This is a genomic window from Maricaulis maris (genome assembly GCF_036322705.1).
In the GTDB taxonomy this organism is placed as follows: Bacteria; Pseudomonadota; Alphaproteobacteria; order Caulobacterales; family Maricaulaceae; genus Maricaulis; species Maricaulis maris_B.
Map to the genome: position 1 here is coordinate 794,153 of NZ_AP027270.1, position 14,597 is coordinate 808,749.

Here is a 14,597-nt window from a genome sequence, read left to right on the forward strand (position 1 = left end):
ATCAACGGGGGGTTGCGTCATGAAGCAGGTTTGGGTTGCGCTATTGGCGCTGATGGTCACGGCAACAGCTGGCGCGCAAGGGCTGCCGCCAGAGGTTACAGCCGCCTATCGGGCGTATCAGGCGGCATTGGATGCCGGCGACACCGTTGCACTGCTCGAGAGTGCGCGGGGCGCTTACGAGGCCGGTGATGAGGCCGGTATCGACCGAGCCACGCTGGCGACCCTGGCTGAAAATTACGGGTTTGCCGCGTCCTTGAACGGAGAATACGAGACCGCTCAACTTGCGTGGCGAAACGCGGCCCGCCTTTCGGACCGGGCCAATGCCGATCCGGTCGAGCGCGCCTGGCGTTGGCACAATGCGGCTCTGGTTGCGCTCCATAACGAGGATCGGAGTGACGCCTACGCCTGCTCCCGCAACGCGGCGAATGCGCTGGAAGAATTGGGTGCCGCCCTTGCTCCTGCGGCAGATTTCGCCGGAGATGCCTTCCTGACGCGGGCCGCGCTGGCGATGGGGCGCGGTCGTATTCACGAGGCTGGCGAGGCGGCCTTGCAGTCAGCGGCGGCCTTTGAGATATCCTTGGTCGAGCCGACCGCCAGCTATGGGCTCGCCCTGTTCTATGCTGGAATCTCGCAGACGCTGGACCGCGACTTTGATGCGGCGACCTATTCGCTGCACATGGCGATCGACGTCATGGAGGAAAAGGCTCCTGATCATCCCGACAGGCGGACGATGAGGGCGGCCTTGGTTTCAGCGCGCGGCGCCCGGTTCGATGATGAGGCGGGCGGTGGTGATGAGGGGCCCGAGTCGCGTCTCAATGCGCGTCTCGCCGAGAACCCTTTCCACACCGCGCGCTATCTGGCGTCCGAGGCCGAGGATGAGGCTGACGAAGCCGACGGGACGGATGAAGGGGTTCCGTGTTGTGATGCTGCGCCGATCAGGCGGCGTGAACCCAGCTATCCGATGGAAGCGGCCTACTCGGATCTTGATGGTGTTGTCTATGCGACCTTCGCTGTGACCGAGGAGGGCCGCACTGACGCGATTGAAGTGACCGGCTCCTTCCCGCCCGGTGTCTTCGATCAAGCATCAATCAATGCCATTGAAGACTGGACCTATGAACCGGCGACACGCGACGGTGTTCCGGTGCGTCGCGAGGGCGTCGTAACCCGCTTTGACTTTCGTATGCGGCGCTGACGCACCCTGTCTGTGCGCGACCGCGCGTCGCGCTTGATCCTTGCGGGCAGGGCGGTATCTCTGTGCCGGTGTCCTTCGGAGCCGTCATGTCCAGTCAGCCCATCCCCGTCCTGCGCAGTGCGGGTGCCGCCTACAGCTTCCTGTATGCCCATTGGCGCCGCTTCCTGCTGGCCGCTGCGCCCTTCACGCTGGCCTATGCCGTTCAGCTCTGGCTCGCCCAGAAGGCGCTGGGTGCGCCACTGTCCGGCTTCTGGCTGACCCTTGACGCCACGGCGATGATTGCCCTGACGGTGGGTAGCCTCGCCTTTTCGGCGATGAGTTTCCGGCTGGCGGTGCGCGGCGAATATGCGGGCCAGTGGGGTTTGCGCCTCGGCGGTGATGAGTGGCGATTGTTCGTGGTGGCGCTGCTCAATGCGGCCCTGGTGCTGATCGTCGCCCTGTTGACCGCGATGTTTGCCTTTGTCGTCTTCAGCACGATTGCCGGTGGTGCCATCGAGCAGGCCGGCATTGATCCGGAAGCGGCCGGCGTCGATCTGCCGACCGCCATGAGCTACATGTCGACCGCGGACTGGGTTGCCGCCTGGGTGGTCAACGGGATCGCCTTCCTGCTGGTCGCCTGGCTGGTCGCCCGCTTGTCGATGTCCTTCCCGGCCAGTTTCGCCCAACAGGCTGTGCGGGTGCTGTCGGTGTGGACGCTGAGCGAAGGCCAGGCCTGGCGGATTCTGGGGGCCATGGCGCTGGCGGCACTGCCCTTGATGCTGGTCCAGATCGGTCTTTACGAGCTTGTCTGTCTTGCCCTCGACGCACGCCCCCTGATGACGCCCGTGACCGTCGGCGACGAAGTCATGACGTCGGGCGGGTTTGCCCGGGCGCCGGAATATCTGCGGGTGACGGGGCTGTTCTCGGTCATCAACCTGCCGGTGATGGCAGGTCTCTATGCCCAGTTCTACAAGGTTCGCAGCGCCGAAACCGCCTAGCGGGACGGATCCAGCCCGCTTCCCGGTGGTGCTTTGCCCCGGATTGCGCATGATGGGACCATCATGACGCAAAGGCAGGGGGCTGACATGGCCACGCAGAGCTTTGATATCGGCAAGGGCATCTTCTGGTTTTTCATCCGCTTCGGCGAACGACCGGCCGGCGCGCTCTGGCTGATGCTGTTCCAGACCCTGTGTGTGCTGGCCCTGATGGGCGTTGGCGTGCTGGTGATGGGCCCGGCCTATCTCAACCTGTTCGAGCTGATCGGGGCCGATGCGACCGGCCATCTCGCGGACGCCGAGGCGGCCCGCCTGGTCCTCGACGTCATGATGCCATTCCTCACTTACGGCTTCCTGATTGTTCCGGTCACGCTGTTGCTTGCCGTGATGTTCCAGGCGGCCTGGTTGCGCTTCCTGACCAAGGGCGAGATCAAGCCGGTCATCCCGCTGCGCCTCGGTGGCGACGAGCTGCGCCTGATCGGCGTCAACCTGCTCTACCTCGCGGTGGCGGTCATGGCCTATTTCGGGATTGTCACCGTGCTGGGTCTATTCGGCTTCGGCGCCATCATGATGGCCCAGGATAGTGGCGGTTCCGCTGCGATGGGGATTAGTGCAGGCCTGTTGATCGGCACCGGGGTGCTCGGTGTCCTGATTGGCCTGGTCATTCTCGGCGTCCGCCTGGCCTCGGCACCGGCGCTGACCGTGCTGGATGGCCGTCTGCGCTTCTTCGAGAGCTGGGAGGCCAGCAAGGGCGTCTTCTGGGCACTGCTGGCCAGCTATGTTGTCGTTTATGTCCTGATGGGTCTTGTCGGCGGCATTCTGGGCGTCATCGTTCAACTCATTCTGCTCGCGGCTTTCCTGCCCATGATCATCGAATTCGTCGACCTGGCCGACCACGGCCAGATGGCGGACCCGGACGCCGTGCTCGCCAGCCTCCAGTCCAGCTTCACCGAGCCGGGCACGATTGTGGCGATGATCGCCGGTTTTGCGGTGCTCTACGCGATTCAGGTCCTTCTGGAAGGGATCTGGCATTCGGTCGGTGCCTATAACGCCGTGCGCGTCCGCAGCGGCGGCGAGGGCGAGGCGGGCGACGCTCCGGTCCTCGGCAAGGATCACCCGATGGGCGCCTCGCCCAGCGAGGGCTGACGGGCAGCGATCATGCCGGCAAACCGATGGGGGACGAACCCCGGTCTGGTTGCTTGCGTCTGGCCATGCTAGAGGCACACGAAGCGCTGGGGAAATTCATGAAAGACATCAATCCGATGAACGCGGTCGCCCTGTTCCTGGTTGTCGGGAAACTGCGGCCGAATTCGACGACCGTGCTGGCGGGCTGGACCTTCGTCTGGTTCTTTCTGGTCAGTCTCCTGCAGCTCACCCTGCAGCCAGTGCCGCCGGCCCCCGGCGCGGAAGTCGGTCCGGCCATGGCGTCCTATTTCGCCAGCCTGGCGGTGATGCTGCCGATCGGATTGATCAGCTGGGCGCTGCCCTTTGCAGCCTGGATGCGTCTGCTGACGACCGGCCAGGGTAATGGCCTCATTCCCTTCCGCTTTGGCGCCGAGGAATTCTGGGCGCTGGCAGTGCTTCTGGCGCTGTTCGCGACCTACCTGGTTGCGATGGTGGTCGTGACCGTCATCGCCGTGGTCCTCGTGAGCCTGGTTCCGCTGCTGGCTTTTCTGGGGATTTTTGTGGTTCCGGCCGTCACCGTGGCGGTGGTCTATATCGGCCTCCGGTTGACCCCGGCAGCCGCGCTCAGCGCAATGACGCACCGCTTTGCCATCACGGCGACCTGGCAGGCCATGAAGGGCCGGATCGGCTCCGTCCTGATGGCCTGGCTGGTCGTCGTCGCGGCCATGATTGCCGCCAGCATCGTAATGATGGCGCTCGGCCTGGTGATCCCCTCCTTCAACCTGCAGCAGGAAATGATGCAGATGCTGACCGGCGGGCCGCGGCCCGGCCTGGCTCAGCTGCTACCCTTTGCCTTCGTCAACATGGTGTTGAGCCTGCCGGTCACGCTGATGGGCTACAGCGTGACGGCCTACTACGCGATGGCGATCAGTGGCCGTGATGATGACTGGATGCGCGCGATTGCCGAGGCGGAAGCCCAAGCAGAGGGCGGGGTCGGGTAGCCAGGCTAACCCGCCTTCTTCCGCAATTCCTTCGCCCGCTCCAGCATCGGGGCTAGGTAACGCCCGGTCCAGCTGCGCTCGACCTTGGCGACGTCTTCCGGTGTGCCGACCGCGACGATCTCGCCGCCGCCATCACCGCCTTCGGGCCCGATATCGATCAGCCAGTCGGCGGTCTTGATCACGTCGAGATTGTGCTCGATGACCACGACCGTATTGCCGGCCTCGACCAGCTCGTGCAGGACTTCCAGCAGTTTGCGGACATCCTCAAAATGCAGGCCGGTGGTCGGCTCGTCGAGAATGTAGAGCGTCTTGCCGGTCGCGCGTTTGGACAATTCCTTGGACAGCTTGACCCGCTGGGCCTCACCGCCGGAGAGCTGGTTGGCCGGCTGGCCGATTTTCACATAGCCGAGACCAACGCGCTTGAGCGTCTCCATCTTGTCGCGCACCGCGGGCACGGCCTTGAAGAAGTCAGCGCCTTCCTCGACCGTCATGTCGAGCACGTCGGCGATCGACTTGCCCTTGAACTGGATTTCCAGCGTCTCGCGGTTGAAGCGTTTGCCGTGGCAGACATCACAGGGCACGAAGACGTCCGGCAGGAAGTGCATCTCGATCTTCACCACGCCATCGCCCTGGCAGGCCTCGCAGCGTCCGCCCTTCACATTGAAGGAGAAGCGGCCCGGCTTGTAACCGCGCGTCTTGGCTTCGGGCAGCTGGGCGAACCATTCGCGGATCGGGGTGAAGGCGCCGGTATAGGTGGCCGGGTTGGAGCGCGGGGTACGGCCGATCGGCGACTGGTCGATATCGATGACCTTGTCGAGCCGGTTGAGGCCCTCGATCCGGTCGTGCGGGGCGGGCACCTGCTGGGCCTTGGAGAGCTTGCGGGCCGCAGCCTTGTAGAAGGTCTCGATGGTCAGGGTCGACTTGCCGCCACCGGACACACCGGTAACACAGGACAACACACCGAGCGGGAATTCCGCATCGACGGTCTTGAGATTGTTGCCGGTGGCGCCGACGACTTTCACGGTGCGCTTCTTGTCGATCTTGCGGCGTTTGGTCGGCACCTCGATCCGGCGTGTGCCGCGCAGATACTGACCTGTCAGGCTGTCGGGATTGGCGGTGACTTCCTCGGGCGTTCCCGCCGCGACGACTTCGCCACCATGGACACCGGCGGCCGGGCCGAGATCGACCACATAATCGGCGGTCAGGATGGCCTCCTCGTCGTGTTCGACAATGATCACCGTATTGCCCAGATCACGCAGTCCGCGCAGGCTTTCCAGCAGGCGGGTATTGTCGCGCTGGTGCAGGCCGATCGAGGGCTCGTCGAGCACGTAGAGAACCCCGGTCAGGCCGGAGCCGATCTGGCTGGCCAGACGGATCCGCTGGCTCTCGCCGCCTGACAGCGTGCCCGAGGCCCGGTCGAGGGTGAGATAGTCCAGCCCGACATCAACGAGGAACTTCAGGCGTTCGCGGATTTCCTTGAGGATGCGTTCGGCGATCTGGCGCTGCTTGGGTGTCAGCGTGTCTTCCACGGCGCTGAACCAGTCACGCGCCTTGCGGATGGACAGCTTGGTCGCGTCGGCGATGTCATGGCCATCGATCTTGACGCTGAGCGCTTCCGGCTTGAGGCGTCGGCCGCCGCAGGTCTCGCAGGGCTGGGCCGACTGGAAGCGGGCGAGGTCTTCGCGCACCCAGCTCGAGTCGGTCTCGCGCCAGCGCCGCTCGAGATTGGGGATCACGCCCTCGAAGGGCTTCTGGGTCTCGAACTTCCTCAGCCCGTCCTCATAGACGAAGGTGACCTTCTCCTTGGTGCCGAACAGAACGATCTTGCGGAAAGGCTCCGGCAGGTCGCGCCAGGCCTGGAACATGTCACCGCCGAAATGGCCGGCGAGGGCCTGCAGGGTCTGCTGATAGAGTTTCGAGGTTGCCCGGCTCCACGGTGCGATGGCGCCGTCCGAGAGCGGTTTGTCGCGGTCCGGGACGACGAGGTCCTCGTCAAACTTGAGTGATTGGCCCAGCCCGTCACAGCTCGGGCAGGCGCCGAAGGGATTGTTGAAAGAGAAAAGTCGCGGTTCGATCTCGGAGATGGTGAATCCGGAGACCGGACAGGCAAACTTCTCGGAGAAGACCAGGCGTTCGGCCTTGTCGTCCGCGTCCTTGCGGTCGGCGAACTCGCCCACCGCAATGCCATCGGCCAGGCGCAGGGCGGTCTCGAGACTGTCGGCGAGGCGGCTTTCGATGTCCGGCTTGATCACGATCCGGTCGACCACGACGTCGATGTCGTGCTTGAACTTCTTGTCGAGCGCGGGGACGTCTTCCAGCGTGTAGAATTCGCCATCGACCTTGACCCGCTGGAAGCCGGCCTTCAGCCACTCGGAGAATTCCTTGCGGTACTCTCCCTTGCGGCCGCGCACGACCGGCGCCAGCAGATAGAGACGGGAGCCGTCCTCCAGCGCCATCAGCCGGTCGACCATCTGGCTCACCGTCTGGCTCTCGATCGGCAGGCCGGTCGCCGGCGAGTAGGGGATGCCGACGCGGGCCCAGAGCAGGCGCATATAGTCGTAGATCTCGGTGACGGTCCCGACCGTCGAGCGCGGATTCTTCGAGGTCGTCTTCTGCTCGATCGAGATGGCCGGCGACAGGCCCTCGATCGAATCCATGTCAGGCTTGGACATCAGCTCGAGAAATTGGCGGGCATAGGCCGACAGGCTCTCGACATAGCGGCGCTGGCCCTCGGCATAGATCGTATCGAAGGCGAGCGAAGACTTGCCGGAGCCGGACAGGCCGGTGAACACGATCAGCTTGTCGCGCGGCAGTTCGACGGAAACATTCTTGAGATTGTGCTCGCGTGCGCCTTGCACGCGGATTTTGTCGAGCGCCATGCGTCTGCCTGTCTCCGGTCGGTCGCGCCTGTCGGTTGGGAATCACAACCGGTCTGGAACGTTAGGGGAACATCGCACGATCTGTCCAGCGCACGACATGATCGCCCTGAAATAGGACGCACACGGGTCCGGGTCCAGCGCCGTACGCGGGACCCCTGACAGCGTTGTGGCAGCAGGGGGCGGGGCCAAATGTGATTGGCCTGAGTCGGTTGGCTGGACTCTCCTCGCCGCCTCCTTTCAAATCGCCCGACTCGCGGTCCGGAATTGACGCGCGGAACAGAATGTGAACACTAGGCGGCCCGCCCGGAGAGGCGAGGCTGCAAGGATGGAGAACGGGCGATGGCGGGAAGCGTCAACAAGGTAATTCTGGTCGGCAATCTGGGACGTGATCCGGAAATTCGCCGCATGAACAATGGCGACCCGGTCGTCAATCTCTCGGTCGCGACCTCCGAGAGCTGGCGCGACAAGTCCTCCGGCGAACGCCGCGAGAAGACCGAGTGGCACCGTGTCGTGATCTTCAACGACAATCTCGCCAAGGTCGCCGAGAATTACCTCAAGAAGGGCTCCAAGGTTTACGTCGAAGGCCAGCTGCAGACCCGCAAATGGACCGACCAGAACGGCCAGGAGAAATACTCCACCGAGGTCGTGCTGCAGCGTTTCCGGGGCGAGCTGACCATGCTGGACGGCCGCAATGAAGGTGGTTCCGGCGGCAGCTTTGGCGGCGGTAGCAGCGGCGGCTATGACGAGATGGGCGGCGGCTCCGGTGGCGGCCAGCGCTCGGTTGACGGACCCAAGGAAGACTTCCGCAATGCAGATCTCGATGATGAAATCCCGTTCTAGCCTTCTCAAGCAGATCGCGGCCGGCGTCCTCGCCACCAGCCTGGCGGGTGGTGCCGGTTTGGCCCAGGACCAGGCCACCGACCCCAATGCCCGGTCGCCCGAGATCGTGATCGTCCCGGTCGGCGAGGATGGCAGCGAGGCCCACTTCGTGGTCGGAGACATGGCCTGGGGTGATGTGCTGGGTATCCTGAACCAGCTCCAGAGCCAGCCGTCCGAACAGACCATCGAGGTTGCGCAGAGCCTTTGGACCTCGCGCGATGTCAATCCGCCCTTTTTCCTGTTTGAACTGGCGCGGCTGACAGCCGAATCCGATCCGACCTTTGCGGTTCAGGCCTATTTCCTGGGCCGGTCGCGGACGATGTATGACGCCGCCCGCTGCCTCGATTCCTCGGCACTGGATGTGATCAACGAAGCCTCGGCCTATGCGGGCGACGTGGTGGTCCAGGTCATCGCGAACCGTCCCGAGCTGACCATCGAGGCGATCGAGCACGTGATCGAGACCGAGGGCGCCTTCGCCAGCGAAGCCTCGCCCTGGTGGGCCTGTTCTTTCGGATCGAGTGCGTATTTTGCAGCCGTGAATGGCGACACGCTGGCAAGCGATGAATGGCTGATCGTCGAGAGCCGCTGGCCGTCGGTGCGCAGTCGGATTGAGGCCAATCTGCAGAACAACCTCACCATGATGCGCGACGCTGTCGCTGCGGCAACGGCGCAATAGCGCATCCGGGTCTCAGCGGGCCGGTCCGAACTGGACGGCAGCCTTGAATCGGTGCGCTCTGGGGCGTGTCCGGGGAGGGCGCTTCGATGAATGTTCTGATTGCCGGTGCCAGCGGTTTCATCGGCTCTCATATCGCGGCCCGCTTTCATGCGCTCGGCCATGACGTCCGGGCTGCAGCGCGCGGCGTCGATGCAGCGCAAAGGCGCTCGCCCTGGCTGGACTGGGTCGGCTGTGATTTCCGCCATGACCGGGTCGAGGACTGGCGTCCACGCCTCGTGGGCGTGGATGTCGTGGTCAATTGTGTCGGCGTCCTCCAGGACGGGCTCGGCGATGACAGCCGGGCCGCCCATGTCGATGGCGCCGCGGCGCTGTTCCGGGCTTGTGAGCAGGCGGGCGTCCGCCGGGTCATTCATCTCTCTGCCGTCGGGGTCGAGGCCGCTGCCCGGTCTGCCTACGCCGACGACAAGCTCGCCGGAGAGGCGGCACTCGCGGCCTGCGACCTGGACTGGTTGATCCTGCGCCCTTCGCTGGTGATCGCCCGCAATGTCTATGGCGGGACGGCACTGATCCGCAGCCTGTGCGGGCTTCCACTGGTGACGCCGGTTGTCGGTGGCGAGCAGGTGTTCCGGCCGATCGGCATGGACGATTTGTGCGAGGCCGTGGTCAGCCTCGCCGAGCCGGCTGCCCCGAGCCGGACCCGGTTCGACCTGGCCGGACCCGAGCGCGTCAGCCTGGCCGAAACGGTGCGGGCCTACCGCCGCTGGCTCGGCTTCGGTGAGAGCCGGATCTGGGCAGTCCCGCGCTGGCTGGCGCGTCCGGCCTTCCTGTTCGGCGACCTGCTCGGCTGGATGGGTATTCGCACCTCGATGCGCAGCAATGCGCTCAAGCAGCTGGACTTCGATGTCGAAGGCGACCCGACGGCCTGGCGCGCCGCGACCGGCGCCACCCCGCTTGGCTTCCATGACTGGCTGGCGGCCCATCCGGCCGGTGTTCAGGATCGCTGGCATGCGCGGCTCGGTCTCGTCCGGCCTCTCGCGCGCTGGGCGTTGGGTCTTTATTGGCTGATGACCGGTGTGCTCGCGCTGACCCTGGCGAAGTCGAATGGACTGGCGCTTCTGGAGGCCGGCGGGTTTGCCGACCCGGTCCAGCTGCCCGTGCTCTGGGCCACCTCGCTGTTTGATATCGCCCTGGGACTGGGCATGCTGGCCAAGTGGCGCGTGCGCGCGCTGGTCGCGATCATGCTCGCCGGCACGGTTGGTTATGTCGTCGTCCTGAGCGTCATGTCGCCCGCGCTCTGGGCTGATCCGCTCGGGCCGATACTCAAACTCCTGCCGATGATGGGGCTCGCCCTGATGATCGCCGCCACCGAGGATGAGCGCTGATGGAGCTCTACCCGGTCCTGCGCCTGGTCCATATCCTTGGCGCCGCCGTGCTGTTCGGCTCGGGCTCGGCCATCGCCTTCTTCATGCTGATGGCCTGGCGCAGCGGTGACCGCGCGGCCTTCGCCCTGGTGGCGCGCCACGTCGTGCTGGCCGACTGGGTGTTCACCGCAAGCGCGGTGATCGCCCAGCCACTGTCAGGGCTGGCGCTGGCGCATGTGGCCGGCTGGTCGTTGACTGCGCCCTGGCTGATGGCGAGCGTCGCGCTCTACCTTTTTATCGGCGCCTGCTGGCTCCCGGTGGTGTGGATCCAGATGCGGGTCAAGCAACGCCTGGCCGAGACCACCGGTGCGGACATCCCGGATGATGTGCATCGGCTGATGCGGGTCTGGTTTGCGCTGGGCTGGCCTGCCTTTGCGGCGCTCATTGCCATTGTCTGGCTGATGATCACCAAGCCGGGTTAGCCCATCAATCAGTCTGCAGGCCGCAGGCGTTCGACCCGATCGGTGGTGTTGCGACCGCTGGCGCTGGAGGCACCGCCGATGGCGTAAATCTCTCCATCAAGGCTGACCCCGCCGAGCCCGTGGCGCGGCGTCAGCATGGCGGGCCCGGCCTGCCACGCATCGGTTTGCGGATCATAGACCCAGACCTCCGGATAGACCCCGCCGCCATTCTCGAAATACTCGCCGCCAAAGGCATAGATCCGGCCGCCGACGACAGCCGCCGCGAGCCCGGCCTGGCCTTGCGGCAAGGGGGCAAGGCTGGACCAGCTGTCCGTGGTTGGATCATAGGCGTCATGATGGGTTTCATTGCCGGCATTGAACCGGCGCCCGCCGATGGTGTGGAAGCGGCCATCGAGCACAACCCCGGCAGCCGAGTTGCGCGGGTTGGGATTGGGCGCCCGGCCGCTCCAGCGATCCGCTGCCGGGTCATAGGCAAAGTGATCGCCGCGATCGCCGTGGTCGGGCCAGTTGGCATTGGTCGGACCGAGTGGCTGGCGCCCGGTGGCGACATGGATCAGACCACCCAGCGAAACGGCGCAGGTCTCGGCGAAAGGCACCGGCATGGGCGCCATCTCGCCCCAGCGATCGGTGGCGGGATCATAGCGGGTCGTGGTGTCGAGCATTTCCCAGATCCCGTCGGCTGACGGCCGGAAGCCGCCGACCGCATAAACGAAGCCGTCATGGCCAACGAGATTGGGGTGGTGGCGCGGCTCCGGGAGGGGCGCCCCGGTCTCCCAGGTGGCGCCCGGCTGGCCGGGATCGGACAGGATGAAGAGCTGATCGCTCACATTGTCGACATTGGGGCCGTCGCGCGCTTCCAGACCACCCGCGAGATAGATGCGGCCGTCCAGCACCGCCGGATAGATCTCCTGCACGCGGCGGGGCAGTGAGGCGCCGGGCTGCCAGCGGCTTCCGGCCTGTGATGTCGACGCCCAGGCCGGTATCGGCAGGCCTGAAGCGGCCAGGGCGGTGATGACCGTCCGTCGTGTTTGCTGCGTCATGTCCGGCTCTCTCCCTGTCGTCTATTCCGCCGGGCAACGCCCGCCGGTGATGCGTTCGACCTCTGCCGCGCTGCCATCAGTCTCGGCGGGCTCCAGGTCCAGGGCGCAGGCGATCAGGCCATAGACATTGACGTTCTCGAAAGCGGCCGGGCGGCTGCCTTCGGGGAAGATCGGGCCGACACCGATGAAGGTCGCGCCCATCGTCTCGGCATGGTTGTCATAGCCGTGGGTGGCAGCGAGGCTGGACAGGTAAGGGCTGCTGAGATCGGCGCTGGAGGCGGTGATCAGCCAGCCCGGATCCGCCACGACCAGCAGGTCCGGACCGCGATCCGGGTGGTCGAGATGCCAATGGGCGGGCATGTCCTGGCGGCGATAGGCCCGGATATGCGGGTCGGCCCCCTCGAGCTCGGCATGGATGCGTTCGACGACAGCCTCATCGCCATAGCCCATGACGAAGGGTTCCAGGCCGGCGCCGTATTGCCCGGCAAATTCCTCGATGAAGAGCCCGTCCAGGTCGGCCAGCGTGTCGAGCGCAACGGTCCGTTCGGTGGAGACATTCACCATGCCGTGGTCGGAGACGATGATCAGTGTCACCCGATCCATCAAGTCGCGGGCCTCCAGACCGGCGATCAGATCCCCGACCAGGCTGTCGACACGGGCCACGGCATCGCCCTCGGCCTCGGTCTCGACGCCATTGGCGTGCACGATGGTGTCGACATGGTCCATGTAGAAGGCGGCAAAGCGCGGCTGTTCCGCAACCGGGGCGTCGAACCAGGCGAGGACCTCGGACACACGCTCCTCATAGGGCTTGTTGTGCTCATAGGGGTGCCAGACCGTCGGGCGCGTGCCCTGGATCTCGACCTCGGAGCCGAGCCAGAACATGATGTGCGAGCGCAGGCCCTGCTGCTCGGCAGTGATCCAGATCGGCTCGCCACCCCACCAGCGCGGGTCCTGCGGGCTGCCACCGGAATTGGAGAAGGTCTCATTCAGGCGCCGGTCCCAGGGCGAGTTGGAGACCATGCCGTGATGCTCGGGGTAAAGGCCGGTCGCGATCGAGTAGAAGTTCACGAAGGTCTTGGACGGCATCACCGGATACATCCGCTCGGGCCGCATCCCGCGCGCCGCCAGGGCGCGCAGATTGGGCGCGTCGTGGCGGTCGATGGCGTCATAGCGCAGCCCGTCGAGCCCGATCATGATGACGATGGGCGGGCCGTCGCCGGTGTCCGGCGCTGGCAGGGGTCGGGCGCCCGGCATGTGCGAACAGGCTGCGAGCAGGCCGGTGAGGGCGGCGAGGGTGATAAGACGAGCGAACATGGACATCCCCGATTGGCGGTCATGGTGACACGCTGATGCCGCTAGTCAGGCAGCGCCGTCACCACAAGGCAAGTATTTGTGACGTTCGCACGTGATCTGGCGGCAGTTGATGGCGAGAGGTGACGAAAATTCATCAATAAAATCAATGTCCGGACGTTTAAATACGTGCGTCCGGACGGCAAATCGGTTCTGCTAAACGCCCAAGGTGTGGCGCTGTGTCGCTGCACCCAGGTCTTGGTGTGCAGGAAGGGCCGGCCCGGATGACGGGTCGGGGTTCGAGATGAAACGGCGTGAAAAACAGAGCGAAACCCTGGAAATCCGTATTGGTCACCGTACCAAGCAGGACTTCATGGAGGCGTGTCAGTCGCATGGCGTGACGGCCAGCGAAGTGCTTCGGGCCTATGTCGAGACCTACCCTGCTTCGCGACATCGCCGCCGGGTGCTCCCCCATCTCAATGTGAATGTGAAGGAGTACACCATGCCTGCCAGTTTTCTCGCTCTCGTGACCGCCGTGGCGGTCGTTTCCGGTCTGCAGACCACCGCCCCGGTCGATGCCCGTGACCCCGACCCGGAGGCCAGCTTCGCCTCGGTCGACCGCGACAACAGCAACGACTTCGACCTCGGCGAGCTCTTCCTCGAGGCCGGCCTGACCGCCGACGGACATCTCGGCCCGGAGCTGCGCGCCGACGTCACCGGCTCGGTCCAGACCGCCCTGGCCGAGCTCGGCATGGACGCCCAGCAGGGCGTATCCTCGCCGGACTATCTCGCCCGGGTCATCGCCAATGCGGAAGAGTCCGCCGTGCTAAGCGTGACGGCCGTCTTCCACATGATCGACACCGATGGCGACGGCCGGGTGACGCGCGACGAGTTCCTGAATTACCGCGTGGAGTGATGGCGCTGACGGACCCGGCCGCGCTGCGGCCGGGTTTGTTCGGGGGGCAGTGTGGGGATGGGGTTTGACCGGGGTCGGGACATGCCCGTCCGGTTTGTATCCCCGTCCGGCTGCCTTTTCCGACAGGCCACGGACCAAAGCGACATGCCTTTCAGCGCGCCCACGCGCCTTCGTCTCCGCACGCTGTCGCGCCGGAGGTGGGACGGAGCGGGATGCCGGTGGACACCGGGGTGTCCGGTTGGCTGGTCTGCGGTGTCCGTGGTGTCCTCGGCATCCCGCCAAGCCTTCCTGAAAAAAAAACGTGGGAGATGTCCCGGGCTATCTCCACCCCGTTTCCAATGCGACCGGTCGATGAGGTCGGTCGTTTAGTGCCCCGCGACCTGGTCGCACGCCCTGCCGGAGCTTCGGGTTGTCAGCCCCGAGGCGCGGACAGGCTCCGCTCGTTTCCGGGCATAAGTGACTGGGCCCGTGCCTCCCGTCCCGAAAACCGAGGGCATTATCGCCCCGGGTGGAGAGAGTGCGGATAAGTTTTCTGATTTTTCCGTGTGCGCCGCACTTCCTCTCTCCCTTGGGAGAGGGCCCGGATGATGGGCAAGTCCCTGTATTTCAGATATAATCCCCCTAATCCGCTCCTTCGGGGCACCGTCTCCCACGGGAGAAGGACGGGCGCGGGAGCGTCGGATAAAGTGCCGAACAGGCAAACTCCCCCAACCGCCCCGGGCGTTTGCCCTTGCCCCCCGCGATTGTTAAGACTTGCTGACAGGAAAGCCGCCTGATTCACG

General features: G+C 65.1%; 12 protein-coding genes. 9 read left to right on the forward strand and 3 right to left on the reverse strand.

All coding sequences use genetic code 11. The features are described from left to right. Positions 1-19 precede the first annotated feature (19 nt). The 4 genes from AAA969_RS03570 to AAA969_RS03585 all read left to right on the forward strand — a co-directional run bounded on the left by AAA969_RS03570 (position 20) and on the right by AAA969_RS03585 (position 4,292). Positions 20-1,192 (forward strand): energy transducer TonB, encoded by a 1,173-nt coding sequence (locus AAA969_RS03570; protein ID WP_338243719.1) that lies wholly within the window; start codon positions 20-22, stop codon positions 1,190-1,192. An 86-nt stretch (positions 1,193-1,278) separates the two neighbouring features. Continuing rightward, complete coding sequence (locus AAA969_RS03575; protein WP_338243721.1) at positions 1,279-2,169, forward strand: hypothetical protein; 891 nt, start codon at positions 1,279-1,281, stop codon at positions 2,167-2,169. Positions 2,170-2,256: 87 nt separating this feature from the next. Further along, the gene (locus tag AAA969_RS03580) at positions 2,257-3,312 is read left to right on the forward strand and encodes a hypothetical protein (protein ID WP_338243724.1); all 1,056 of its coding nucleotides are present in this window, start codon (positions 2,257-2,259) and stop codon (positions 3,310-3,312) included. Positions 3,313-3,410: 98 nt separating this feature from the next. Continuing rightward, the gene (locus AAA969_RS03585; RefSeq protein ID WP_338243726.1) at positions 3,411-4,292 is read left to right on the forward strand and encodes a hypothetical protein; all 882 of its coding nucleotides are present in this window, start codon (positions 3,411-3,413) and stop codon (positions 4,290-4,292) included. 5 nt (positions 4,293-4,297) lie between these two features. On the opposite strand, the gene uvrA is transcribed toward AAA969_RS03585, so the two are convergent. Continuing rightward, positions 4,298-7,171: an excinuclease ABC subunit UvrA gene (gene uvrA / locus AAA969_RS03590; protein WP_338243728.1), complete on the reverse strand. Its 2,874-nt coding sequence runs from the start codon at positions 7,169-7,171 to the stop codon at positions 4,298-4,300. A 339-nt stretch (positions 7,172-7,510) separates the two neighbouring features. Here uvrA and AAA969_RS03595 point away from each other — a divergent pair, with 339 nt between their 5' ends. From AAA969_RS03595 to AAA969_RS03610, 4 genes are all read left to right on the forward strand, one after another. After that, on the forward strand, positions 7,511-8,011 hold the full coding sequence (locus AAA969_RS03595; protein ID WP_338243730.1) for a single-stranded DNA-binding protein: 501 nt from the start codon (positions 7,511-7,513) through the stop codon (positions 8,009-8,011). Further along, on the forward strand, positions 7,995-8,726 hold the full coding sequence (locus tag AAA969_RS03600; RefSeq protein ID WP_338243733.1) for a hypothetical protein: 732 nt from the start codon (positions 7,995-7,997) through the stop codon (positions 8,724-8,726). The genes AAA969_RS03595 and AAA969_RS03600 overlap by 17 nt, the downstream gene beginning before the upstream one ends. A gap of 86 nt (positions 8,727-8,812) precedes the next feature. Continuing rightward, positions 8,813-10,108: an SDR family oxidoreductase gene (locus tag AAA969_RS03605; protein ID WP_338243734.1), complete on the forward strand. Its 1,296-nt coding sequence runs from the start codon at positions 8,813-8,815 to the stop codon at positions 10,106-10,108. Then, a complete protein-coding gene (locus AAA969_RS03610; RefSeq protein ID WP_338243736.1) occupies positions 10,108-10,569 on the forward strand; it encodes a DUF2269 family protein in 462 nt (153 codons plus the stop codon). The genes AAA969_RS03605 and AAA969_RS03610 overlap by 1 nt, the downstream gene beginning before the upstream one ends. A gap of 8 nt (positions 10,570-10,577) precedes the next feature. Here the strand turns inward: AAA969_RS03610 and AAA969_RS03615 are convergent, their stop codons facing one another. Together AAA969_RS03615 and AAA969_RS03620 are read right to left on the reverse strand one after the other, a co-directional pair. Next, a complete protein-coding gene (locus AAA969_RS03615) occupies positions 10,578-11,609 on the reverse strand; it encodes a Kelch repeat-containing protein (RefSeq protein ID WP_338243738.1) in 1,032 nt (343 codons plus the stop codon). Between the two features lie 21 nt (positions 11,610-11,630). Beyond that, on the reverse strand, positions 11,631-12,923 hold the full coding sequence (locus AAA969_RS03620) for an alkaline phosphatase family protein (RefSeq protein WP_338243740.1): 1,293 nt from the start codon (positions 12,921-12,923) through the stop codon (positions 11,631-11,633). Positions 12,924-13,203: 280 nt separating this feature from the next. On the opposite strand from AAA969_RS03620, the gene AAA969_RS03625 reads away from it, so the two are divergent. Then, positions 13,204-13,815 (forward strand): EF-hand domain-containing protein, encoded by a 612-nt coding sequence (locus AAA969_RS03625; RefSeq protein ID WP_338243742.1) that lies wholly within the window; start codon positions 13,204-13,206, stop codon positions 13,813-13,815. Positions 13,816-14,597: the final 782 nt, after the last annotated feature.

Bases quoted from the DNA above. Each gene is read 5' to 3' on its own strand.
- uvrA (WP_338243728.1), bottom strand. From the start codon at position 7,171: ATGGCGCTCGACAAAATCCGCGTGCAAGGCGCACGCGAGCACAATCTC.
- AAA969_RS03610 (WP_338243736.1), top strand. From the start codon at position 10,108: ATGGAGCTCTACCCGGTCCTGCGCCTGGTCCATATCCTTGGCGCCGCC.
- AAA969_RS03580 (WP_338243724.1), top strand. From the start codon at position 2,257: ATGGCCACGCAGAGCTTTGATATCGGCAAGGGCATCTTCTGGTTTTTC.
- AAA969_RS03600 (WP_338243733.1), top strand. From the start codon at position 7,995: ATGAAATCCCGTTCTAGCCTTCTCAAGCAGATCGCGGCCGGCGTCCTC.
- AAA969_RS03595 (WP_338243730.1), top strand. From the start codon at position 7,511: ATGGCGGGAAGCGTCAACAAGGTAATTCTGGTCGGCAATCTGGGACGT.
- AAA969_RS03620 (WP_338243740.1), bottom strand. From the start codon at position 12,923: ATGTTCGCTCGTCTTATCACCCTCGCCGCCCTCACCGGCCTGCTCGCA.
- AAA969_RS03575 (WP_338243721.1), top strand. From the start codon at position 1,279: ATGTCCAGTCAGCCCATCCCCGTCCTGCGCAGTGCGGGTGCCGCCTAC.
- AAA969_RS03625 (WP_338243742.1), top strand. From the start codon at position 13,204: ATGAAACGGCGTGAAAAACAGAGCGAAACCCTGGAAATCCGTATTGGT.
- AAA969_RS03605 (WP_338243734.1), top strand. From the start codon at position 8,813: ATGAATGTTCTGATTGCCGGTGCCAGCGGTTTCATCGGCTCTCATATC.
- AAA969_RS03585 (WP_338243726.1), top strand. From the start codon at position 3,411: ATGAAAGACATCAATCCGATGAACGCGGTCGCCCTGTTCCTGGTTGTC.
- AAA969_RS03570 (WP_338243719.1), top strand. From the start codon at position 20: ATGAAGCAGGTTTGGGTTGCGCTATTGGCGCTGATGGTCACGGCAACA.
- AAA969_RS03615 (WP_338243738.1), bottom strand. From the start codon at position 11,609: ATGACGCAGCAAACACGACGGACGGTCATCACCGCCCTGGCCGCTTCA.